The sequence below is a fragment of the Indiicoccus explosivorum genome, from assembly GCF_002167005.1.
GTDB classification, from domain to species: Bacteria; Bacillota; Bacilli; order Bacillales_A; family Planococcaceae; genus Indiicoccus; species Indiicoccus explosivorum.
Genome location: NZ_NHTN01000015.1, coordinates 31,783 through 53,806 on the forward strand (window position 1 = coordinate 31,783; position 22,024 = coordinate 53,806).

The 22,024-nt window shown below is 55.5% G+C and carries 23 protein-coding genes; 22 read left to right on the forward strand and 1 reads right to left on the reverse strand.

The features are described 5' to 3' along the window. Positions 1-28 precede the first annotated feature (28 nt). From aroQ to CCE92_RS04770, 17 genes are all read left to right on the forward strand, one after another. Complete coding sequence (gene aroQ, locus CCE92_RS04690; RefSeq protein WP_088006368.1) at positions 29-475, forward strand: type II 3-dehydroquinate dehydratase; 447 nt, start codon at positions 29-31, stop codon at positions 473-475. Continuing rightward, positions 472-1,530 (forward strand): M24 family metallopeptidase, encoded by a 1,059-nt coding sequence (locus tag CCE92_RS04695; RefSeq protein WP_088006369.1) that lies wholly within the window; start codon positions 472-474, stop codon positions 1,528-1,530. The genes aroQ and CCE92_RS04695 overlap by 4 nt, the downstream gene beginning before the upstream one ends. Before the next feature lie 18 nt (positions 1,531-1,548). After that, positions 1,549-2,106 (forward strand): elongation factor P, encoded by a 558-nt coding sequence (gene efp / locus CCE92_RS04700; RefSeq protein WP_088006370.1) that lies wholly within the window; start codon positions 1,549-1,551, stop codon positions 2,104-2,106. Positions 2,107-2,150: 44 nt separating this feature from the next. Continuing rightward, the gene (accB, locus tag CCE92_RS04705) at positions 2,151-2,657 is read left to right on the forward strand and encodes an acetyl-CoA carboxylase biotin carboxyl carrier protein (protein ID WP_277621514.1); all 507 of its coding nucleotides are present in this window, start codon (positions 2,151-2,153) and stop codon (positions 2,655-2,657) included. Positions 2,658-2,671: 14 nt separating this feature from the next. Continuing rightward, positions 2,672-4,024 carry an acetyl-CoA carboxylase biotin carboxylase subunit gene (accC, locus tag CCE92_RS04710; RefSeq protein WP_088006371.1) on the forward strand — a complete coding sequence of 451 codons (1,353 nt, stop codon included), beginning with the start codon at positions 2,672-2,674 and terminating at the stop codon, positions 4,022-4,024. A gap of 13 nt (positions 4,025-4,037) precedes the next feature. Further along, positions 4,038-4,436, forward strand: coding sequence for an Asp23/Gls24 family envelope stress response protein (locus CCE92_RS04715; protein ID WP_088006372.1), 399 nt, complete (start codon positions 4,038-4,040; stop codon positions 4,434-4,436). Between the two features lie 119 nt (positions 4,437-4,555). Further along, complete coding sequence (gene nusB, locus CCE92_RS04720; protein ID WP_088006373.1) at positions 4,556-4,945, forward strand: transcription antitermination factor NusB; 390 nt, start codon at positions 4,556-4,558, stop codon at positions 4,943-4,945. A gap of 109 nt (positions 4,946-5,054) precedes the next feature. Then, on the forward strand, positions 5,055-5,930 hold the full coding sequence (gene folD / locus CCE92_RS04725) for a bifunctional methylenetetrahydrofolate dehydrogenase/methenyltetrahydrofolate cyclohydrolase FolD (RefSeq protein ID WP_088006374.1): 876 nt from the start codon (positions 5,055-5,057) through the stop codon (positions 5,928-5,930). Between the two features lie 74 nt (positions 5,931-6,004). Next, the gene (xseA, locus tag CCE92_RS04730) at positions 6,005-7,366 is read left to right on the forward strand and encodes an exodeoxyribonuclease VII large subunit (protein ID WP_088006375.1); all 1,362 of its coding nucleotides are present in this window, start codon (positions 6,005-6,007) and stop codon (positions 7,364-7,366) included. Next, entirely contained in the window at positions 7,359-7,595 is a 237-nt protein-coding gene (xseB, locus tag CCE92_RS04735) for an exodeoxyribonuclease VII small subunit (RefSeq protein ID WP_088006376.1), read from the forward strand. Before xseA ends, xseB begins: the two co-directional genes overlap by 8 nt. Then, complete coding sequence (locus tag CCE92_RS04740) at positions 7,592-8,470, forward strand: polyprenyl synthetase family protein (protein ID WP_088006377.1); 879 nt, start codon at positions 7,592-7,594, stop codon at positions 8,468-8,470. The genes xseB and CCE92_RS04740 overlap by 4 nt, the downstream gene beginning before the upstream one ends. Before the next feature lie 89 nt (positions 8,471-8,559). Next, complete coding sequence (gene dxs / locus CCE92_RS04745) at positions 8,560-10,464, forward strand: 1-deoxy-D-xylulose-5-phosphate synthase (protein WP_088006378.1); 1,905 nt, start codon at positions 8,560-8,562, stop codon at positions 10,462-10,464. Continuing rightward, positions 10,461-11,267, forward strand: coding sequence for a TlyA family RNA methyltransferase (locus tag CCE92_RS04750; RefSeq protein ID WP_088006379.1), 807 nt, complete (start codon positions 10,461-10,463; stop codon positions 11,265-11,267). The genes dxs and CCE92_RS04750 overlap by 4 nt, the downstream gene beginning before the upstream one ends. A gap of 95 nt (positions 11,268-11,362) precedes the next feature. Further along, entirely contained in the window at positions 11,363-11,812 is a 450-nt protein-coding gene (gene ahrC, locus CCE92_RS04755; protein WP_088006380.1) for a transcriptional regulator AhrC/ArgR, read from the forward strand. Positions 11,813-11,838: 26 nt separating this feature from the next. Continuing rightward, positions 11,839-13,551, forward strand: coding sequence for a DNA repair protein RecN (gene recN, locus CCE92_RS04760; protein ID WP_088006381.1), 1,713 nt, complete (start codon positions 11,839-11,841; stop codon positions 13,549-13,551). Positions 13,552-13,566: 15 nt separating this feature from the next. Then, a complete protein-coding gene (spo0A, locus tag CCE92_RS04765) occupies positions 13,567-14,328 on the forward strand; it encodes a sporulation transcription factor Spo0A (RefSeq protein ID WP_088006382.1) in 762 nt (253 codons plus the stop codon). A 145-nt stretch (positions 14,329-14,473) separates the two neighbouring features. Then, complete coding sequence (locus tag CCE92_RS04770) at positions 14,474-14,836, forward strand: DUF2500 domain-containing protein (protein WP_088006383.1); 363 nt, start codon at positions 14,474-14,476, stop codon at positions 14,834-14,836. A 64-nt stretch (positions 14,837-14,900) separates the two neighbouring features. Here CCE92_RS04770 and CCE92_RS04775 read toward each other — a convergent pair whose 3' ends face one another. Next, positions 14,901-15,134 carry a DUF2627 domain-containing protein gene (locus tag CCE92_RS04775; protein ID WP_088006384.1) on the reverse strand — a complete coding sequence of 78 codons (234 nt, stop codon included), beginning with the start codon at positions 15,132-15,134 and terminating at the stop codon, positions 14,901-14,903. Between the two features lie 123 nt (positions 15,135-15,257). Between CCE92_RS04775 and CCE92_RS04780 the strand changes: the two genes are divergently transcribed. The 5 genes from CCE92_RS04780 to lpdA all read left to right on the forward strand — a co-directional run bounded on the left by CCE92_RS04780 (position 15,258) and on the right by lpdA (position 22,022). After that, positions 15,258-17,309, forward strand: coding sequence for a sigma 54-interacting transcriptional regulator (locus CCE92_RS04780; protein WP_088006385.1), 2,052 nt, complete (start codon positions 15,258-15,260; stop codon positions 17,307-17,309). Positions 17,310-17,446: 137 nt separating this feature from the next. Then, positions 17,447-18,349 (forward strand): phosphate butyryltransferase, encoded by a 903-nt coding sequence (yqiS, locus tag CCE92_RS04785; RefSeq protein WP_088006422.1) that lies wholly within the window; start codon positions 17,447-17,449, stop codon positions 18,347-18,349. A gap of 20 nt (positions 18,350-18,369) precedes the next feature. Then, on the forward strand, positions 18,370-19,464 hold the full coding sequence (bcd, locus tag CCE92_RS04790) for a branched-chain amino acid dehydrogenase (RefSeq protein ID WP_088006386.1): 1,095 nt from the start codon (positions 18,370-18,372) through the stop codon (positions 19,462-19,464). Positions 19,465-19,487: 23 nt separating this feature from the next. Beyond that, positions 19,488-20,573, forward strand: coding sequence for a butyrate kinase (gene buk / locus CCE92_RS04795; RefSeq protein WP_088006387.1), 1,086 nt, complete (start codon positions 19,488-19,490; stop codon positions 20,571-20,573). A gap of 21 nt (positions 20,574-20,594) precedes the next feature. Further along, positions 20,595-22,022 carry a dihydrolipoyl dehydrogenase gene (lpdA, locus tag CCE92_RS04800; RefSeq protein ID WP_088006388.1) on the forward strand — a complete coding sequence of 476 codons (1,428 nt, stop codon included), beginning with the start codon at positions 20,595-20,597 and terminating at the stop codon, positions 22,020-22,022. The last annotated feature ends 2 nt before the right edge of the window (positions 22,023-22,024 follow it).

The window sequence follows — 22,024 nt, forward strand, 5'->3', positions numbered from 1 at the left end:
AAAAGAACCTGACAGGGAGGTGTGCATTTTGCGGATATTGTGTCTGAATGGGCCGAATCTCAATCGGCTGGGCAAGCGCGAGAAAGAAGCGTACGGCACGTTTACACTCGCGGAAGTGGAACAGGATCTGAAAGCTGCAGCGGAAGCGGAAGACATCGAGCTTGAATGCCGGCAGTCGAATCACGAAGGGGAACTCATCGACTGGATCCATGGATCGGAAGAGGAACAGGCGGACGGCATCATCCTCAATGCAGGGGCCTTCACCCATACAAGTGTGGCGATCCGCGATGCCATCGCTTCCGTCACAGTCCCTGTCATCGAAGTGCACATCTCGAATGTGTACAGACGGGAGGAGTTCCGTCATCATTCGTTCATCGCCCCGGTCGCCGAAGGACAGATCACCGGGTTCGGACAGGACGTATATGAGTTGGCGCTCCAGGCGTTTATTTTAAAACGAAAGAGGGATCAGCGATGAAATTGGACAGACTCAGAAAAGAATTCGGGAACATTGGGATCGATGCGATGCTGGTGACCAGTACATACAATGTCCGTTTTCTGACCGGATTCACCGGTTCTTCCGGCGCGGCGGTCATCACCGCGGACAAGGCGGTATTCATAACGGATTTCCGCTACACCGAACAGGCCGGAAAGCAGACAAAGGGCTATGAAGTCCGGCAGGCGGATAAAGGCTTGCTCGATGAAATCGCCGCTGTTGCAAAAGAGCTCGATATCAAACAGCTCGGATTTGAACAGGACCATGTGACTTTCGCCATGCATGGTAAATTCGCCGGAAAAATCGATTCGGAACTGGTGCCGGTATCGGGAGTGATCGAAAAACTCCGCATGGTCAAGACACCGGACGAAATCCAGGTGATCCGGCAGGCGGCGAAGATTGCGGACGACGCGTTCGAGCATATCATCAAATTCATCGAGCCGGGCAAAACGGAACTTGAAGTGTCGAATGAACTGGAATTCTTCATGCGCAAACAAGGGGCAACGTCATCCTCATTCGATATCATCGTCGCTTCGGGCATCCGATCGGCACTTCCGCATGGAGTGGCGTCCGGCAAAGTGATCGAAAAAGGGGATTTTGTCACACTCGATTTCGGTGCGCTGTACAACGGATATGTATCGGACATCACCCGCACCGTCTCGGTCGGGGAGCCGTCAGCTAAACTGAAGGAGATTTATGAAATCGTCCTGGAAGCCCAAGTGGCGGCATTAGAGCAGATCAAACCGGGCATGACCGGAAAGGAAGCTGACGCGGTGTCGCGGGATTTCATCAAAGCCAAAGGCTACGGCGACGCGTTCGGGCATTCGCTCGGTCATGGCATCGGTCTGGAAGTCCATGAAGGCCCGACGCTGTCCTATGCCGCCGAAACGGAACTGGAAGAGAATATGGCGGTGACGGTCGAACCGGGCATTTACCTGGCCGGCATTGGCGGAGTCCGTATCGAAGATGATATAATCATTACCGGAACGGGCAACGAACGATTGACCCATTCGACAAAAGAACTGCTCATCTTATAAGAAAACGGAGGAACCGATATGATTTCAGTAAACGACTTCAAGACGGGGCTGACAATCGAAGTGGATGGCGGCATTTGGCGCGTCATGGATTTTCAGCACGTGAAACCGGGCAAAGGGGCGGCGTTCGTCCGCTCGAAGCTCCGCAATCTCCGGACAGGCGCCGTGAACGAGAAAACATTCCGCGCCGGAGAAAAAGTGGCGAAAGCGCAGATCGACAATCGCCGGATGCAGTACCTGTACGCGAACGGGGACATGCACACATTCATGGACACGGAAACTTACGATCAGATCGAACTCCCGCAGAAAAACCTGGAGTACGAGCTGAAATTCCTGAAGGAAAACATGGAAGTGCAAGTCATTCAGTTCGAGAGCGAAGTGCTTGGTGTGGAATTGCCCAACACAGTGGAACTGGAAGTGACGGAGACGGATCCCGGCATCAAAGGGGATACTGCAAGCGGCGGATCCAAGCCGGCGACGCTCGAGACCGGTCTGACAGTCCAAGTGCCGTTTTTTGTCAATGAAGGCGATGTCCTCATCATCAATACGACAGATGCTTCTTATGTGTCGCGCGCGTAGTGTCGCGCGCGTAACCGAAAATCGTTTATTAGGAGTGGGATGAGTTGAAGATTCAGGAAATCCGAGAAATGATCAAACTGGTGGATCAGTCCTCCATCGAAGAATTCACGTATGAAAATGAAGGCACTAAAGTGAAGATGAAGAAAAAAGGCGGGCAGGTCCAGCCTGCAGCAGCACCGGCAGAAGCGGCTGCACCTGCGGAAAAACCGGCCGCTCCTGCGGAAAAACCGGCCGCGGCACCAGCACAGCCTGCGCCTGCGCCGGCTGTAGAAAAACCTGCGGAAAAGCCGGCACCATCGGCCGATTCTTCCCTTCATGAAATCACTTCACCGATGGTCGGCACATTTTATCAGGCGCCTTCACCGGAAGAAGCAGCGTTCGTTCAAGTGGGCGACAAAGTTTCCAAGGAAAGCGTCGTCTGCATCGTGGAAGCGATGAAGCTCTTTAACGAAATCGAAGCGGAGACAGAAGGGGAAATCGCAGAAATCCTCGTAAAAGACGGGCAGCTCGTGGAGTATGGCCAGCCGCTGTTCCTAGTCAAAACGACTTAAAGGGGGATGCTGGCATGCTGAAAAAAGTACTGATTGCGAATCGTGGTGAAATTGCAGTCCGGATCATCCGGGCCTGCAAAGAAATGGATATAAAAACAGTGGCCGTCTTTTCCGAAGCGGACCGGGAAGCGCTTCACGTGCAGATGGCGGACGAAGCGTACTGCATCGGCCCGACTGCTTCGAAAGACAGCTACTTGAATTTCTCGAATGTAATTTCTGTGGCAAAGCTGACCAATTGCGACGGCATCCATCCCGGATACGGGTTCCTGGCGGAAAATTCGAGCTTCGCCGAGCTCTGTGAGCAGTGCGATATCACATTCATCGGCCCGTCATCATCCGCCATTTCCAAAATGGGGACAAAAGATGTGGCGCGGGAAACGATGCGCGAAGCGGGCGTTCCGGTGGTCCCGGGGTCGAAAGGTGTCGTCGACGGTGTCGAGGACGCGATGAAAATCGCCGAAGAAATCGGTTATCCGGTCATCATCAAAGCGACGGCCGGCGGCGGCGGCAAAGGGATCCGGGTGGCCCGTTCCAAAGAAGAACTGGTCAAAGGCATCCAAGTGACGCAGAAGGAAGCGGCGGCGGCATTCGGGAATCCGGGTGTTTACCTCGAGAAGTTCATCGAGGATTTCCGCCACGTCGAGATCCAGGTGCTGGCCGATTCGCATGGCAACGCCATCCACCTCGGCGAGCGGGACTGCTCCATCCAGCGGCGCATGCAAAAACTGGTGGAGGAAGCGCCATCGCCGGCGCTTGACGAAAACCTGCGGAGCGCGATGGGCGATGCGGCAGTGAAAGCAGCGCTCGCGGTGGATTACCGCGGAGCGGGGACCGTCGAATTCATCTTCGACGCGGCAGAAAAGAAATTCTATTTCATGGAAATGAACACCCGGATCCAGGTCGAGCATCCAGTGACGGAAATGATCACAGGGGTCGATCTGATCCAGCAGCAGCTGAAAGTGGCTTCGGGTGAGAAGCTCGAGCTTCGCCAGGAGGATGTCACTTATAGCGGCTGGGCGATCGAATGCCGGATCAACGCGGAAAACCCAGCGAAGAATTTCATGCCATCGGCAGGTAAGATCGACATGTACCTTCCGCCGGGCGGGTTCGGTGTGCGCGTGGATTCCGCCGTCTACCCAGGCTATATGATCCCGCCTTATTACGATTCCATGGTGGCGAAACTGATCGTCCATGCGGATACACGCGAAGAGGCGGTGGCGAAAATGAAACGGGCACTGGATGAATTCGTCGTCGAAGGCGTCTTCACAACCATTCCGTTCCATTCAAACCTCATGTCCCACGACGTATTCCAGTCGGGTGAGTTCAATACGAAGTTCCTGGAGAAGTACGACGTCCTGAATCCGTAAAGGGGGAAGACCGATGGCAGAAAAAGGATTGGCATATGTACGGATGCAGCCGCCCGCAGGCAAAGAGGAAATCGGCAGCATCGAGGCCGCTGCGGAAGTGCTGGAAATCATCGCCGGAATTGCTGCGAATGAGATCGAAGGGGTCGCATCGATGCGGGGCAATTTCGCCTCCGGTGTGGCAGAACGCCTCGGCAAGAAAGTCCACAGCAAAGGGGTCAAAACCGAACTGCATGAGGACAGCCTGGCTGTCGACATCCATCTCGTTGTCAATTACGGCGTGTCCATACCGGAAACCGCCAGGAAAGTACAGAAACAGGTCCGGCAGGCTTTATATAACATGACGGCCCTGGAAGCGCAGGAAGTGAATGTCCATATCACCGGAATCCAGTTCGAGCATACGCCGGCTGAATAAATTCCGGATCAATCGGCACTGCCATTCGGCGGTGCCTTTTTGACGGAACAATCTGTACTTGGAAAAACCGAACATTTAACGTTATAATGAGACAAAATGAACGGAAATGAGGCTTTGTTATGAAACGACATGAAGCAAGGGAGAAAGCGTTCCAGACGCTTTTCCAGCTGGACAGCACGGATATGACCGTCGAAGAAGCGATCGAGTATATCATGGAAGGCAAAACCGACGCTTTCTACGATGTGCTCGTCCAGGGGACACATAAAAACCGGGCAGACATCGACTTGCTGCTGAAACAGAACTTGGAGAAATGGTCGCTTGACCGGCTGCCGAAAACCGAACGGACGATTCTCCGGATCGCGATATTCGAGCTCGAATACCTTGATGACGCGCCGGACCGCGTCATTTTGAATGAAGCGATCGAGCTGAGTAAATCATACGGCGATGACCAATCGCCGAAATTCGTCAATGGTGTCCTTTCGAAATTCACGGACCGAAAAGGCGAATGATGATCCTGCCGGTTTTACCGCCGGCTTCCAGCCGTTTCCGGTCCGTATAACAACCAGGCAGCCGGAAACCCCTCTCCGAACCAGACGAAAATCCGAAGGAGGAACAGGCATGACAGCGAAACTGATGGATGGAAAAAAAGTGGCACAGACGATTCGGGAAGACGTTAAAAGACGGGTGGACCAGCTTGCGGCATCAGGTGTCAAGCCGGGGCTCGCGGTCATCCTGGTCGGTGATGACCCGGCATCCCGGACGTACGTGAACAGCAAGAAGCGTACTTGTGAGAAACTCGGGATGCGCTCCGACCTGATCGAATACCCGGAGACAGTGACAGAAAGCGAACTTCTGTCAGCGGTGCACCGGCTCAACGGAGATCCGGGCATCCACGGCATCCTCGTCCAGCTGCCGCTGCCCCGGCAGATTGATGAAACAGCCATCATCAATGCCATCCGCCCGGAGAAGGACGTCGATGGCTTCCATCCCATCAATGCCGGGCGGCTCCTCACCGGCGGGGAAGGGTTTATTCCATGTACGCCGAACGGCATCATGAAACTGCTGGAGTTCTACGGTATCGGAGTGGAGGGGAAAAACGCGGTGGTGATCGGCCGCAGCAACATCGTCGGCAAGCCGGCCGGGCTCCTGCTGCTCAGAAAGAACGCCACCGTGACGTTCTGTCATTCCCGGACCGAAAACCTCCAGGAAATCACGCGGCAGGCCGATATCATCATCGCGGCGGCCGGCCGCCCGGGAATGCTGCGGGGAGACGACATCAAAGAAGGGGCTGTTGTCATCGATGTCGGCATCAACAGGAAGCCCGACGGCAAACTGACCGGAGATGCGGCATTCGACGAACTGGAACCGAAAGCATCTTTCATCACACCTGTTCCGGGAGGCGTCGGGCCGATGACGATCGCCATGCTTATGGCGAATACCGTCCGGTCCGCCGAAAACAGCCTGCTGAAAGACAAACAGGCGGAGACCATGTAAAATAAAATAAGAAGAAACAGGCTGTTTTTCGAGAGAAAGACAGCTTTTCCAATTCTACCGAAGGGGCTGACGTCTTGAGCGCTGATTCTTACCTGACCGTCAGGGCGCTGACGAAATACATAAAACGGAAGTTCGATGCAGATCCTTATTTGCGGGATGTCCATATAAAAGGCGAGCTGTCGAACGTCAAGATCCATTCAAGCGGCCACATTTACTTCACCCTCAAAGACGGATCCGCGCGGATTCCCGGCATCATGTTCGCCGCTTATGCGAATAAAGTGAAGTTCCGCCCCGAAAGCGGCATGACGGTCCTGATCCGGGGAGATGTCACGGTGTACGAGGCAAACGGGCAGTACCAGCTGTATGCGCAAGTCATGCAGACGGACGGGATCGGCGATTATTACCTTGCGTTCGAGCAGCTGAAAGAAAAACTGGCGAAAGAAGGACTATTCAGTCAGGAACGGAAACGCCGGCTTCCGCGCTTCCCGAAAGAAATCGCGGTGGTGACAGCGCCGACCGGTGCGGCGGTCCGGGATATCGTAACGACGCTCGACCGACGCTACCCGCTCGCCAAAGTCATCATTTATCCGACGCTTGTCCAGGGACCGCAAGCCGCCGCGTCCATCGTCCGGTCGATCGAGGGCGCGAACCGCAACGGCCATGATCTCATCATCGCCGGCCGGGGGGGCGGTTCGATCGAGGATCTGTGGGCGTTCAATGAAGAACCGGTCGCCCGCGCGATCGCCGGCTCCCGCATTCCTGTCATCAGCGCGGTGGGTCATGAGACGGATACGACCATCGCCGATTTTGCGGCGGACCTCCGGGCGCCGACCCCGACAGCCGCCGCGGAACTTGCGGTTCCCGCCAAACAGGAACTCATCGAACGGATGCTGAGTGCAAGGACGTGGCTCTACCGGCAGGCCGCAGCCAGAATCGAGAAAGAGCAGAACGCGCTCGACCGGCTGCGGCGGTCGTTTCCGCTTGCGCATCCAGACCGCCTGTACCGGCCGTTCATCGAACGGGCCGCCCGCGCGGAAGACGCGCTGAAACGGGCGATGCAGCAGACGCTGTCGGACAGCCGCGAACAATACACGGAATTGAAGTACCAGCTCGAGAGCCGGTCGCCCGCGGTGCGCGCCGACCGCCTCCGGCAAGACCTGGTTTATTTGGAAAACCGGATGGTCCGGCAGATGACTGTCCTCCAGCGGGAGCGGAAAGCACAGCTGACCGGCGCGATGCGGACGCTCGATGCCCTCAGCCCGCTCAAAATCATGGACCGGGGATATTCGATCGCCTATCGGGACGGGGATATCGTAAAATCCGCCGCCCAAGTGACGGAAGGCGACAGCATAGAGATCCATCTCCACGACGGCACGCTGAAAACGGAAGTGAAAAACAAGACAATCCGACAAAAAGGGGAAGACGGGAATGACTGAAAAAGAACTGCTATTCAATGAAGCAATGGAACAGCTTGAGGATATCGTCCGGAGGCTCGAGAACGGCGACGTGCCGCTCGAGGAATCACTGAAACTGTATCAGCGGGGAATGGAGCTGTCCAAAGTCTGTCACGACAAGCTGCAGCACGCCGAGAAACAGCTGGTGACCATGATGGAGGACGGCGGGGAAGTGCCGTTCGAATCCGGAACGGGCGGTCAGGACACATGAACCTTTCACAATTCCGGAAGGAACAGGAACTGGCTGTACAGGAAGAACTGGGAAGACTCATCGCTTCGCTTGATATCCCGGCAGGCCTCAAGGAGTCTATGAATTATTCTCTGCAGGCAGGCGGAAAGCGGATCCGCCCGATACTCCTCCTGGCCGTAATCGCCGAAAAAGGGCTGCACATCCCCGAAGCGATCAAAGTGGCCTGTGCAGTGGAAATGATCCACACATACTCCCTCATCCACGACGACCTGCCTTGCATGGACGATGACGATTTGCGCCGCGGCATGCCGACCAACCATAAAGTGTTTGGTGAAGCCACTGCAGTGCTTGCTGGCGACGCCCTACTGACCTACAGTTTCGGGCTGATTGCGCGGCTCGGAGGAATCCGGGGCGAAGACCGCCTCCTGCTGATCGACCTGCTGAGCACGGCGGCCGGCGCTGAAGGGATGGTCGGCGGCCAGCTGCTCGACATGGAAGGCGAGGAACGGGCGCTCACGATCGGGGAACTGGAACAAGTCCACCGGATGAAGACCGGCGCCCTTCTCACATTCAGCGCCGTCGCAGGCGCAATCCTTGCCGGCTGCCGGGATGAGGAAATGCGGCACTATACGGATTTCGGCCGCCATCTCGGCTTGGCGTTCCAGATCCAGGACGATATTCTGGACGTCACTGGCTCTTCCGAAGAACTCGGGAAAACGGCCGGGAAAGACGCCGCCAGTGACAAGAGCACTTATCCGGGACTGCTGACGCTGGAAGGGGCCAGGGAAAAACTCGGCTATCATTCACGCGCTGCGAAGGAAGCGCTCGAAAAGCTGGACGGTCCCCACCCGCTGCTGGAACAACTGACGGATCTTATCGCCCAGCGGACCCACTGACGGCGCTCCCGTTTGTGCTATCCGAAATCGCTGTTATAATGAGTACAATGAAATCAAGGTAAATTTTTAGTAAAAGGTGTGTGACAGCGATGGATCTTCATTCGATTACAAGTCCTTCATTTCTGAAGAATATGGACAGAAAACAGCTGGAACAGCTCAGCGAAGATATTCGCGCTTTCCTCATAGAAAACCTTTCCAGAACCGGCGGCCACATCGGACCGAACCTCGGGGTGGTCGAACTGACGCTGGCGCTTCACCGGACATTCAACAGCCCTGCGGATAAAATCATTTGGGACGTGGGCCACCAGGCGTACGTCCATAAAATCCTCACCGGTCGGGCCGGCCAGTTCGATACCCTCCGGCAGTTCAAGGGACTGTGCGGATTCCCGAAGCGCAATGAAAGTGACCATGATGTCTGGGAAACCGGGCACAGCTCCACTTCGCTGTCCGCGGCGATGGGCATGGCTGCCGCCCGCGACATTAAAGGGGAACGGAATTACGTCATCCCGGTGATCGGCGACGGCGCCCTCACCGGCGGGATGGCGCTGGAAGCCCTCAACCACATCGGCCATGAACAGACGGACATGACCGTCATTCTGAACGATAATGAGATGTCCATCGCCCCGAACGTCGGCGCGCTCCATAACGTGCTGGGCCGCCTCCGGACAGCCGGAAAGTACAACAAAGCCAAAGACGAGCTCGAAGACCTCCTGAAACGGGTGCCGGCGGTCGGCGGGAAAATTGCGCAGACAGCGGAACGCGTGAAGGACAGTCTTAAGTACCTGCTCGTCTCCGGGGTGTTTTTCGAAGAACTCGGATTCACGTACCTCGGTCCGATCGACGGCCATGATTTCGAAGACCTCGAAGAAAACCTGGAATATGCGAAAAAAGTGAAAGGACCGGTCCTGCTTCACGTCATTACAAAAAAAGGAAAAGGGTACCGGCCGGCGGAAGAAGACAAAATCGGCACGTGGCACGGAACCGGCCCGTATAAGATGGAAACCGGCGATTTCAAAAAATCCTCCGCAACCGCACCGTCGTGGAGCGGACTGGTCGCAGAGACCGTCCGGAAACTTGCGCGTAATGACCGGCGGATTGCCGCGATCACACCGGCAATGCCGGTCGGCTCCAAGCTGGAAGGCTTCGCGTCGGAATTCCCTGACCGCATGTTCGATGTCGGGATTGCCGAACAGCATGCCGCGACCATGTCGGCAGGCTTGGCGACGCAGGGCATGAAGCCGTTCCTCGCCATTTATTCGACATTTCTACAGCGGGCGTATGATCAGGTGCTTCACGATATCAGCAGGCAGAACTTGAACGTCTTCATCGGGATCGACCGGGCAGGACTCGTCGGCGCGGACGGCGAGACCCATCAGGGGGTATTCGATATCGCGTTCCTCCGCCCATTGCCTAATATGGTCATCATGATGCCGAAAGACGAGAACGAAGGGCAGCATATGGTGAAGACGGCCATCGAGTATGATGACGGGCCGATCGCCCTCCGCTACCCGAGAGGGAACGGACTCGGCGTTGAAATGGACAGCGAGCTCAAAAGCCTGCCGATCGGCTCTTGGGAAGTGCTGAAGGAAGGAAAGGATGCGGTCATCCTGACGTTCGGTACGACCATTCCGCTGGCCGAGGAAGCGTCCCGTATCCTCGGGGAAGAAGGGATCAGCGCGGAAGTCGTAAACGCCCGGTTCATCAAACCGATGGATACGGACATGCTCCGGAACATTTTCAGCCGCAATATCCCGGTCGTGACGATCGAAGAAGCCGTGCTCGACGGCGGCTTCGGGAGCGGCGTGCTGGAATTCGCTTCAGACGCCGGATACCGGAATGCGGTGATCGAACGGATGGGCATTCCGGACGAATTCATCGAACACGGAGATGTCGGCCAGCTGCTGGCGGAAATCGGACTGACCGCTGAAGGTGCTGCGGACCGGATCCGCAGGCATGTCCGGCAGGACAGCAAGCCGGGTATGAAAGTGCTGTGAACAAAGTGAAAAAAGAACGGGTCGATGTGCTGCTCGTGGAGCGCGGCCTGTGTGAGACACGGGAAGCGGCGAAACGGGCCGTTATGGCCGGAATCGTCTATACGGCTTCTGAACGGCTGGAAAAGCCGGGTGTGAAAATCCCGGCGGACACGCCCCTTACCGTTAAAGGCAGTGCGTCCAAATACGTCAGCCGGGGCGGCCTCAAGCTTGAAAAGGCGCTGGAAGTATTCGATATCACGATTGATGGGAAACTCCTGCTGGACATCGGGGCATCCACCGGCGGATTCACCGACTGCGCGCTCCAGAACGGCGCGCGCCACAGCTATGCGCTCGATGTGGGCTATAACCAGCTGGCGTGGAAACTTCGCCAGGATCCGAGAGTCACAGTCATGGAGCGCGTTAATTTCCGGCATTCGGAAGCCGCCGATTTCACCGAAGGACTGCCCGAAATCGCCACGATCGATGTGTCGTTCATTTCACTGAAACTTATCCTGCCGGTCCTTAGCGGTATCCTCGTTCCCGAAGGGGATGTAATCGCGCTCGTCAAACCGCAGTTCGAAGCCGGGAAGGAGCGGGTCGGCAAAAAAGGGATCGTCCGCGATCCCCGCGTCCATGAGGACGTGCTGGCGGATGTGGCAGAGTTCGCTTCCGCCAGCGGATTCCGGCTTGAAAACGCCTCTTATTCCCCGATTACAGGAGGGGAAGGGAATATCGAGTTCCTGTTCCATTTGAAGCGCGGCATCGGAGCCGGCCGGGAAATCGACTTTCCGGCCCTCGTGCGGGAAGCGCATGAAGCCCTCTGAACACATCCGAAATGGATGTGTTTTCTTGTGTTCCGGGAGTTTTCGCGTTAAGATGAATAAATGATTGTATAATTATTCATTACCGGGGGATTTCGATGAACAAAGGACAGCGACACATTAAAATTCGCGACATCATTTCCAATATGGAAATCGAAACACAGGACGACCTCGTCCATAAGCTCAAGTCATCAGGTTACGATGTCACACAGGCGACCGTATCCAGGGACATCAAGGAAATGCATTTGGTGAAAGTGCCGCTCCAGGACGGCCGGTACAAATACAGCCTGCCTGCCGATCAGCGGTTCAATCCGGAACAGAAACTGCACCGGGCGATGACGGATGCGTTTGTCAGCATTAACGGCGCCAATCATTTTCTTGTCATGAAGACCCTGCCGGGGAACGCGCACGCCATCGGTTCACTGATCGACCTGCTCGGATGGGAAGAGATTCTCGGGACGATATGCGGCGACGATACGTGCCTGATCATCTGCCGGACGCAGGAAGAACGGGAACCGCTCAGGCAGCGGCTGCTGGAAATGCTGTAACTGTAAGCAGGAAAGGTGAGGGATTCATGCTCAGAGAACTGGATATCCGGAATTTCGCAATCATACAGGAGCTGTCGGTCGGATTCTCTGAAGGACTGACCGTCCTGACCGGCGAGACTGGAGCGGGGAAATCGATCATCATCGATGCCGTCCAGCTGCTCGCAGGCGGACGCGGGAGCCAGGAATTCATCCGGCACGGTGCGAAAAAAGCGGAAATCGAAGGGCTTTTTTCGCTTGACGACAGCCGGCATCCCGTCTTCGGCAAACTGGAAGAGTTCGGTATCCCGTCCGAGGACGGCGATGTCCTCCTCCGCCGGGAAATCAACGACAAAGGAAAAACGGTATGCCGCGTTAACGGGAAATTGGTGACGATCGCCATCCTGCGGGAAGTCGGCGCTTCGCTCATCGACATCCACGGCCAGCACGAGACGCAGGAACTGATGGATGAGAAAAAACACATCCGGCTATTGGATCAATTCGCCGGATCCCGCCTTGCAAAAGCGAAGGAAAGCTATGCAAAGACGTATGAGAATTACATGAAACTGAAGCGGGAATTCGCCTCCTATAATGAGAACGAGCAGCAGACGGCACAGCGGATCGATCTGCTGACATTCCAGCTGAATGAAATCAACGCCGCCCATCTGCAGCCGGGAGAAGAGGAGACCCTTCAGGCGGAACGGAAACGGCTCCAGAACTTTACCCGGATCTATGAGGGGCTGGCGCAGGCATACGAAGCGATCCAAGGGGAGTCGAAGGGGCTGGACTGGATCGGCACAGCGATGACGGAGCTGGACCACGCGGCCGCTATCGATGACGAGTATCAGGAAACGGCAGAATCGCTTTCCGGCGCTTTTTACCAGATCCAGGACATCGGTTCGGTCATCAAGCGGTCCGTCGACTCGATGGAATTCGATCCCGAGCGGCTGAATGAGATCGAGGACCGGCTTTCCGTCATTCAGTCGCTGAAACGGAAATACGGCAATTCCGTCAGTGAAATTCTGGCGTATGCGAAAAAACAGGAAGATGAACTGGACCGGCTCATCAATAGGGACAAACGGCTGCAGCTGGATCAGGAAAAGCTGGATCAGCTCCGGGCGGATCTGCAAGTGGAAGCGGAAGAGCTGACCGTCCATCGGAAAAAGGCCGCAAAAAAGCTGGAATCCGCCATTATGGACCAACTGGCGGCACTTCACATGGGGAAAGCCGCCTTCCAGACGGAAATCGAAGAACTCGGGGAAGGGAAGTTCGACCGGAACGGCCGGGACGCGGTCTTCTTCCGGATTTCGACGAATGTCGGTGAACCGCTGAAGCCGCTGACGAAAGTCGCTTCAGGGGGCGAACTCTCACGGATGATGCTGGCGCTCAAAACCATTTTTTCGAAGCACCAGGGAATCACATCCATTATTTTCGATGAAGTGGACACAGGGGTCAGCGGGCGTGTGGCACAGGCGATCGCGGAAAAAATCGCTGCGATCTCCATGCATTCCCAGGTGTTGTGCATTTCCCATTTGCCTCAGGTCGCCGCCATGGCGGACCAGCATTTATTCATCGAAAAACGAGTCGAACGGGAACGGACCGTTACGACGGTCGAAGAACTCGGCGGCAAGGAACGGACGAACGAAATGAGCCGGATGCTTTCGGGAGCGGAAGTGACGGATTTGACGCTGCAGCACGCGCAGGAACTGCTGACTTTGGCCGAAGAGCGGAAAGCCAGCATGCGCGGAGCCGGTACGGTCTGAATTTGGAGGAATTGAATGAGCACAATACGAATTGGAATCGCTGACGACAACCGGGAACTGGTATCGCTGATCGAAGAGCACTTGGACAGCCAGCCGAACATGGAAGTCGGTTTCACGGCCCACAATGGAAAATCATGCATCAAGCAGCTCGAAGAGACAGAGGTGGATGTGCTTCTGCTTGATGTCATCATGCCGTATCTTGACGGCATGGCCGTGCTCGACGCCATCCAGTCGTCGGAAACGCTGTCGGATTTACGGGTGATCATGCTGACGGCTTTCGGCCAGGAAAGTGTCATGAGCCAGGCGGCGGAGAACGGCGCTTCGTATTTCATGCTGAAACCGTTCGAGATGGAGCAGCTGAAAATCCAGATCGAGCAGGCGATGAAAGATCACCAGAAGGGCAGGCAGCCTGCTGTCTCGCCGGCGGAAAAATTGATTACCGAGCGGGTGAAGGACATCGGAGTTCCGCCGCACATTAAAGGATACGCTTATTTGAAAAAAGCGATCGAGCTGGGGCTGGAGGATCCGGCAAAACTGAATTCCGTTACAAAAGTGCTGTATCCTTCTGTCGCGGAAAGCTTCGGCACAACGCCGCCGCGGGTCGAGCGGGCAATCCGCCACGCGATTGAAGTGACATGGAACCGCGGGGATTCAGAGCGGCTTTCCCACTTATTCGGGTACGACGCTGTCCATTTGAAAAATAAACCGACAAATTCGGAGTTCATTGCGATGGTCACTGACCAGATCGCGCAGGAATTCGGGAATCAGAAATACTGAAAAAGCGGCCGGAAAGTTCCCCGGCCCTTTTTCGGGAAAAATTCTAGAAGTAAAAAATTACTTAAGGCAAATAAAAAACAAAAAACTGGAACAACAAACAAGCGGAAGTGCGGTATAATTATTCCAGATATAGGGAGGTGAAAGATTGCTGGATCCAGGAGGAGACCTTTTATTCAGGATAGTGCCGATTTTCATCGGCTTCGTTTTTCTCATCGTCGCGGGGATCATCATCTTTACGGCGGTCAAAGGGATTTCGGTTTGGGCCCGTAATAATTCCCAGCCCCGAAGGGAAGAGGAAGCGCGTGCCATTTCGAAGCGGACGGATATACGCGGCGGCGGAGAAACCCGTGCCAGAAGCCTGTACTTCATCACGTTCGAGTTTCCTAACGGTGACAGGACGGAGTTCCGGGTGGATGGAAGGACGATGGGGCAGATCACGGAAGGGGATGTCGGCAAACTGCATTTTCAGGGAACGCGCTTTTTGCAGTTCGACCGGAACAGGACATAATCCCAGTACATATGGAAAATCATCGGAAACGAAAAAAGAACCTGCACATTTGCTGCAGGTTCTTTCATTTATTGAACCGCTGCTGGACTTTTCCGCGCTTGCGGTCACGGTGAAGCAGAAATCCCGCAAAGAACCAGATGCCGGCGGCGAGCAAAACGAAGCCGGCGGCGAACTGCATCCAAAGCTCGGGAAAAGGGGCGATGAGTCTGCTGAAAAGGGTATCGCGCATGAATTTGATGCCGGCGATCGCCATAATCCCGGGCACCAGCAGTACGAGAAACGCTATGAATCGTGCCATGCTTCTCCTCCTTACTGACCTTATTGTTCCTCTTCCGTGAAAGTTGTCAAGCAACTGCCTCCTGCGCTATGCTGAAGAAGGATTGCATGGAATTGCACACGATAACGAAAGGTTTGAAGCGAATTGCAAAGCGTCATCATAGTAGGCGGCGGGACAGGCGGAATGGCCATTCTCGATCTTCTCCTGGATTCGGATTACTTGGAAGTGCGGGGCGTCGCCGACATCGATCCGGATGCTCCGGCTTTAAGGAAAGCGGCGGAACTGGGAATTCCGGTTGCCGGCGATGCAAAAGAATTCGAAAACGCAAGGCCTGATATCGTTTTTAATGTCACAGGGAGTGAAGATGTGCAGCGGAGCCTGCTGGCTTCATTTCCGAACGGTACGGTCATCATCCCGGGGAGTGTCGCGACGATCCTGTTCCGGCTGCTCGAAGAAAAAGAGCATTTCATTTCAAGGCTCAGCGAAGAAGCGCATAAGACGAACACGATTTTCAATTCAGTCGAAGAAGGCATGATCGGGATCGACCGGAAAAGGAGAATCACGTTCATCAACAAAAGTGCCGCCCGCATGATCGGTGTGCCGGCGGAAAAAGCGCACGGAAAGCCGATATACGAAGTGATTCCGGAGAGCGGACTGCCCCGGATCATGGAATCGGGCCGGACCGAGTTCAACCGGAAGCTTCAGCTCGGGACAGGCATCAGCATCATTTCTTCCCGCATCCCCATGATCGATGAGCAGGGGAAGATCTTCGGTGCTTTGGCGGTCTTTAAAGACATCACCGAAGTGGTGAGCCTGGCTGAGGAAATCACCAACATGAAAGAGATCCAGACGATGCTTGAGGCGATTATCCATTCCAGTGATGATGCCATCTCTGTCGTCGATGAAAACGGAAACGGCCTGATGATCAACCCGGCCTACACCCGCATTACCGGACTGTCGAAAGAAGATGTCATCGGAAAACCGGCGACCGCGGATATATCGGAAGGCGAAAGCATCCATATGAAAGCGCTGCAGCAGCGGAAACCGTTCAGAGGCGTGAATCTGAAGGTGGGGCCAGCCGAGCGGGAAGTGATTGTCAATGTCGCCCCGATCATCGTGGGAGTGAAGCTGAAGGGAAGCGTTGGCGTCATCCATGACATGACTGAAATCCGCTCGCTCATGAAAGAGCTGGACCGCGCCCGCAGCATTATCCGGACGCTGGAAACGAAATATACTTTCAGCGATATCATCGGCCAGTCGGCGGAAATCCAGTTGTCCGTGCAGCAGGCGAAACTTGCCGCTGAAACGGAAGCCATCGTCCTGCTGCGGGGAGAATCGGGCACCGGAAAAGAACTTTTCGCCCATGCGATCCATTCAGCGAGCGGCCGGAAGTACAACAAATTCATCCGCGTCAATTGCGCGGCGCTCACAGAAGAGCTGCTGGAAATGGAACTGTTCGGTTTTGAGGAAGGGGCGTTCGATCACATCCGGAGCGGCAGCCGGAAAGGGCTGTTCGAGGAAGCGGACAATGGCAGCATTTTCCTGGATGAAATCGGGGAGCTGTCTCTAGCCGCCCAGGCGAAACTGCTGCGGGTGCTGGAAGAGCACGAAGTCCTCCGGATCGGCGGCACGCAACCGATTCCGGTCAATGTCCGGGTGATCGCCGCGACGAACATCAACATGGAGAAAGCGCTCCTTGACGGGGCGTTCCGGGAAGATCTGTATTACCGGCTGAATCGGATGCCGATCCATCTTCCGCCATTGAAAAAGCGGAAACAGGACATCCCCCAAATCGCGGAGCGGCTGCTTGTCAAGCTGAACCAGGAATACGGACGGAATATCCAAGTGATCACAGACAAGGCGCTGCAGCTCCTCAAAGTCTATGAGTGGCCGGGGAACGTCCGGGAACTCGAGAACATCCTCAGCCGGGCCATGATTTTCATGCAGGCGCAGGACACGGTGATGACCGATCGCCATATGCCGATGAATATGATCAAAAGTACAGAAGACCAGCCCGGAGCGGCGATCCGCTTCGGGACAGCGCTCCCACTCCAGGAACAGATGGATACGGTGGAGCAGCGGATTCTGGAACAGACCATGGCGGAATGCGAAGGGAATAAAACAAAAGCGGCAAAACAGCTTCAAATCTCCTTGCGGTCGCTTTACTATAAACTGGAGAAATTCGGATTGTCGTGATTCTGTGCAAATAACTGCACGTTTTTGCAGTTATTTGCACGGTCAGTTTCCCTGTACAGGCAAAATAAAGCGCTTTCATTCTTTATTCATACGGTCATTGTCTGATTAAATTAGAAGTGAAGAAGGGAGTTGCGATGATGAGATTGGATGATTTGCTCGTTCCGGACCCGGAACAACGGAAGCCGGTGACTGCTGTAGCGGCGGCCGCGGACCGTGAAGTTCTGCAGGCGGTCAGCATGGCGGCCGAAAAGGGCTTGTCCTCTTTCCTGCTGGCGGACGATGAACAGGAGCTGAGACGGCTTCTGGAGGAATTTCCAGAACTGAAGGACAGCGCCGATGTCCGGGTTCTGCCTGCCGGCAGTCTGCAGGAAGCGGCTGTCAAAGCAGTGAAGGCTGTCCATAGCGGTGAGGCGACCGTTTTGATGAAGGGGCGTGTCCCGACCGCTGTATTGATGAAAGCCGTGCTGAATCCGGAATACGGTCTCCGCTCGGAAGGCGTGCTTTCGCATGTGGCCGCTTTTGAGACAGCGGGCTTCGACCGGCTCCTTTTCGTGACGGATGCCGGGATGAACATCGAACCGGACCTGGCTGACAAAGCCAAGATCATCCGGAATGCGGTCCAAGTGGCAAAAGCGGCAGGCGTCAGCCTGCCGGTCGTAGCACCGCTTGCCGCCGTTGAAGTGGTGAACCCGAAGATGAAGCCGACACTCGATGCTGCGGCTCTCGTGGCCATGAACGCGAGAGGGCAGATCAAAGACTGCATCGTAGACGGGCCGCTTGCACTGGACAACGCCATATCCCCGGAGGCGGCGGCTCACAAAGGGCTCACCGGGGAGACGGCAGGCAGAGCGGATATATTGCTCGTGCCTGATATCGAAGCGGGCAATATCCTTTATAAATCACTCGTGTATTTCGCCGGAGCGAAAGTGGGTGCCGTCATCGCCGGTGCAAAAGCACCGATCGTGCTGACATCCCGCTCCGACAGCTCTCAAAGTAAATTGTATTCACTCGGACTGGCACTCCACACCGCCAGGCATTGACAATCAAGGAGGAAAAGAACATGGAAATTTTCAAAAGAATGGAAAGCCAAGACTATGAACAGCTCGTCTTCTGCCAGGATAAGACATCCGGCCTGAAAGCGATCATCTGCATCCATGATACGACACTCGGACCCGCTCTCGGCGGCACCCGCATGTGGAACTATAAATCCGAAGAAGAAGCGATCGAAGATGCCATCCGGCTCGGGCGAGGAATGACGTACAAAAACGCGGCGGCCGGCCTCAACCTCGGTGGCGGAAAGACGGTCATCATCGGCGATCCGCTCAAGGACAAGAACGAAGAGATGTTCCGGGCATTCGGACGGTTCATCCAAGGACTGAATGGCCGCTACATAACGGCAGAAGATGTCGGGACGACTGTGGCCGATATGGACCTGATCCACGAAGAGACGGATTTTGTCACAGGCGTATCCGAAGCATTCGGTTCGTCCGGCAACCCGTCCCCTGTCACAGCGTACGGCTGCTTCCTCGGCATCAAAGCTGCAGCGAAAGAAGCCTTCGGCGATGATTCCCTCGAAGGGAAAACCGTCACGGTGCAGGGCGTCGGAAACGTCGCATTCACGCTTTGCCGCCACCTGCATGAAGACGGGGCGAAACTGATCGTTACGGACATCAATAAAGAAGCCGTCCAGCGTGCAGTGGAAGAATTCGGCGCGACTGCAGTGGAGCCGGATGAAATCTATTCACAGGAAGCGGATATTTTCGCGCCGTGTGCCCTCGGAGCCATCATCAACGACGAAACGATCCCGCAGCTGAAAGTGAAAGTCGTCGCGGGTTCTGCCAATAACCAGCTTAAAGAAGAGCGGCACGGCGATATGCTCGAAGAACGAGGTATAGTCTATGCTCCTGATTTCGTCATCAATGCCGGCGGCGTGATCAATGTCGCAGATGAACTGTACGGCTATAACCAGGAACGGGCGATGAAACGGGTCGAGACGATTTACGACAGCATCACACGGATTTTCGCGATTTCCAAACGGGACGGCATTCCGAGCTATCAGGCGGCGGACCGCCTGGCGGAAGAACGCATCGAGCGCATCCGCCGGTCGAGAAGCCAGTTCCTTCGGAACGAACACAACATTCTTAGCCGCCGCTAAGGGGCCGGAAGGAGAAATCGGAGATGCAGGAAACCGTATACCGGGTTCTCGTCATCAATCCCGGATCGACATCGACGAAGATCGGGGTGTTTGAAAATGAATCGATGATCATGGAACAGACCATCCGACATTCTTCAGAAGAGATCGGCCGGTTCCCTGCCATCATCGATCAGTACGAGTACCGGAAACAAATGATTCTTGAAGCGCTGGATGAAGAAGGTTTCAACATTTCAAAGCTCTCTGCGGTCTGTGGCCGCGGCGGGCTGCTCCGTCCGATAGAAGGCGGCACGTATGCCGTGAATGACGCCATGCTCGCGGATCTGCGCATCGGCTATTCCGGCCAGCACGCCTCGAATCTGGGCGGCATCATCGCTTTCGAGATTGCAGAAGCGCTCAATATCCCTTCTTATATCGTGGATCCTGTCGTCGTCGACGAACTGTCTCCGATTGCGAGGGTATCCGGATTTCCGCTCATCGAACGGAAATCCATTTTCCACGCGCTGAACCAGAAGGCGGTAGCCCGCCGGTATGCCGCTTCCCGCGGACGGCGGTATCAGGACCTCAACCTGATCGTCACCCATATGGGCGGCGGGATCACGGTCGGTGTCCATAAAGAGGGCCGGGTGGTCGATGTGAATAACGGACTCCATGGCGATGGCCCGTTCAGTCCTGAACGGGCAGGGACCGTGCCGGCGGGCGACCTCGTCGAGCTCTGCTTTTCGGGTCAGTATTACCGGCAGGAAGTGATGCGCATGCTCGTCGGCAAAGGCGGCCTGGTCGGCTACCTGGGCACGAACGATGCGGTGGCTGTGGAAAAGCGGATTGCAAAAGGCGATAAAGAAGCGGAATTGCTGTATGAGGCGATGGCTTACCAGGTGGCAAAAGAAATCGGTTCGGCAGCTGCGGTGCTTGCGGGAAAAACCGATGCCATTCTGCTCACCGGCGGCCTTGCTTATGGCAAAGGATTTACGGAAGCGATCAGCCGGCAGATCAGCTGGATCGCGGATGTGGTGGTCCTGCCGGGAGAAAACGAACTTCAGGCACTCGCCGAAGGGGCGATCCGCGTTTTGAACGGAGAAGAAAAAGCGAAAGCATATCCAGGCACTTGATGAAAAAGGAGGACGAAACAGATGGCGCAAGAATATGATCTGGTCATTCTGGGCGGCGGCACAGGCGGCTATGTGGCGGCGATCCGCGCTGCCCAGCTCGGCCTGAAGACTGCAGTCGTCGAAAAAGGAGAACTGGGCGGCACCTGTCTTCACCGGGGATGCATTCCGAGCAAAGCACTGCTTCGGAGCGCAGAGGTGTTTTCGACAGCCAAGAACCACGCGGCCGATTTCGGGGTGAAAACCGGGAAAGTATCGCTTGATTTCAAACGGGTACAGGAGCGGAAACAAGGCGTGGTGGACCAGCTCCACAAAGGTGTCCAAGCGCTCATGAAAAAAGGGAAGGTCGATGTGTATGACGGTTTTGGCCGGATTCTCGGCCCTTCCATTTTCTCTCCGAACCCGGGTACGATTTCAGTCGAAATGACGAACGGGGAGGAGAATGAGATGCTCATCCCGAAAAATGTCATCATCGCCACTGGTTCCAGACCCCGCACGCTCCCGGGTCTCGACATCGACGGAGAGAAGATCCTCAGTTCGGATGAAGCGCTTCAGCTTGAACAGCTGCCCCAGTCGATGCTGATTGTCGGCGGCGGTGTGATCGGGATCGAATGGGCTTCCATGCTGAATGATTTCGGAGTCGAAGTGACCGTGATCGAGTACGCGGACCGCATTCTCCCGACAGAAGACGAAGACATCTCGAAAGAAATGACCAAGCTTCTCAAGAAAAAAGGCATCAAATTCGCCACCGGTGCCAAAGTCCTTGGCGATACGCTGGAAAAAGAAGATAAAGGCATTTCGGTTAAAGCGGAACTCGGCGGGAAGACGGAAAAATTCCAAGCGGAAAAGATGCTTGTGTCAGTAGGGCGTCAGGCGAATGTCGAGAATATCGGGCTCGAGAATACCGACATCCAGAAGGAAAACGGATTCATCCAAGTTTCGAAGACCTTCCAGACGAAGGAATCCCATATTTATGCGATCGGTGATGTTATCGGCGGCCTCCAGCTGGCCCATGTCGCTTCCCATGAAGGGATTGCCGCAGTCGAGCACATCCACAGCGGTAACGTCCATCCGATCGATTACGAAAAAGTTTCACGCTGCATTTATTCCAGCCCCGAAGCTTCGAGTGTCGGAATCACTGAACAGCAGGCGAAAGAGCGCGGCTTTGACGTGAAGGTCGGCAAGTTCCCGTTCGCTGCGATCGGCAAAGCGCTCGTATACGGGGAATCGGACGGCTTCGTTAAAATCGTGGCTGATAAAAAGACAGACGATATTCTGGGCATCCACATGATCGGCCCGCACGTCACCGACATGATTTCAGAAGCGGGTCTCGCGATGGTGCTGGATGCGACGCCATGGGAAATCGCGGAAACGATCCATCCGCATCCGACACTCACGGAAGTGATCGGTGAAGCCGCGCTGGCAGTCGACGGCAAAGCGATCCATATGTAAAT

Coding starts and splice junctions, on each gene's coding strand:
- CCE92_RS04695 (WP_088006369.1), top strand. CDS start 472: ATGAAATTGGACAGACTCAGAAAAGAATTCGGGAACATTGGGATCGAT.
- efp (WP_088006370.1), top strand. CDS start 1,549: ATGATTTCAGTAAACGACTTCAAGACGGGGCTGACAATCGAAGTGGAT.
- accC (WP_088006371.1), top strand. CDS start 2,672: ATGCTGAAAAAAGTACTGATTGCGAATCGTGGTGAAATTGCAGTCCGG.
- CCE92_RS04715 (WP_088006372.1), top strand. CDS start 4,038: ATGGCAGAAAAAGGATTGGCATATGTACGGATGCAGCCGCCCGCAGGC.
- nusB (WP_088006373.1), top strand. CDS start 4,556: ATGAAACGACATGAAGCAAGGGAGAAAGCGTTCCAGACGCTTTTCCAG.
- folD (WP_088006374.1), top strand. CDS start 5,055: ATGACAGCGAAACTGATGGATGGAAAAAAAGTGGCACAGACGATTCGG.
- xseB (WP_088006376.1), top strand. CDS start 7,359: ATGACTGAAAAAGAACTGCTATTCAATGAAGCAATGGAACAGCTTGAG.
- CCE92_RS04740 (WP_088006377.1), top strand. CDS start 7,592: ATGAACCTTTCACAATTCCGGAAGGAACAGGAACTGGCTGTACAGGAA.
- dxs (WP_088006378.1), top strand. CDS start 8,560: ATGGATCTTCATTCGATTACAAGTCCTTCATTTCTGAAGAATATGGAC.
- ahrC (WP_088006380.1), top strand. CDS start 11,363: ATGAACAAAGGACAGCGACACATTAAAATTCGCGACATCATTTCCAAT.
- recN (WP_088006381.1), top strand. CDS start 11,839: ATGCTCAGAGAACTGGATATCCGGAATTTCGCAATCATACAGGAGCTG.
- spo0A (WP_088006382.1), top strand. CDS start 13,567: ATGAGCACAATACGAATTGGAATCGCTGACGACAACCGGGAACTGGTA.
- CCE92_RS04775 (WP_088006384.1), bottom strand. CDS start 15,134: ATGGCACGATTCATAGCGTTTCTCGTACTGCTGGTGCCCGGGATTATG.
- yqiS (WP_088006422.1), top strand. CDS start 17,447: ATGAGATTGGATGATTTGCTCGTTCCGGACCCGGAACAACGGAAGCCG.
- bcd (WP_088006386.1), top strand. CDS start 18,370: ATGGAAATTTTCAAAAGAATGGAAAGCCAAGACTATGAACAGCTCGTC.
- buk (WP_088006387.1), top strand. CDS start 19,488: ATGCAGGAAACCGTATACCGGGTTCTCGTCATCAATCCCGGATCGACA.
- lpdA (WP_088006388.1), top strand. CDS start 20,595: ATGGCGCAAGAATATGATCTGGTCATTCTGGGCGGCGGCACAGGCGGC.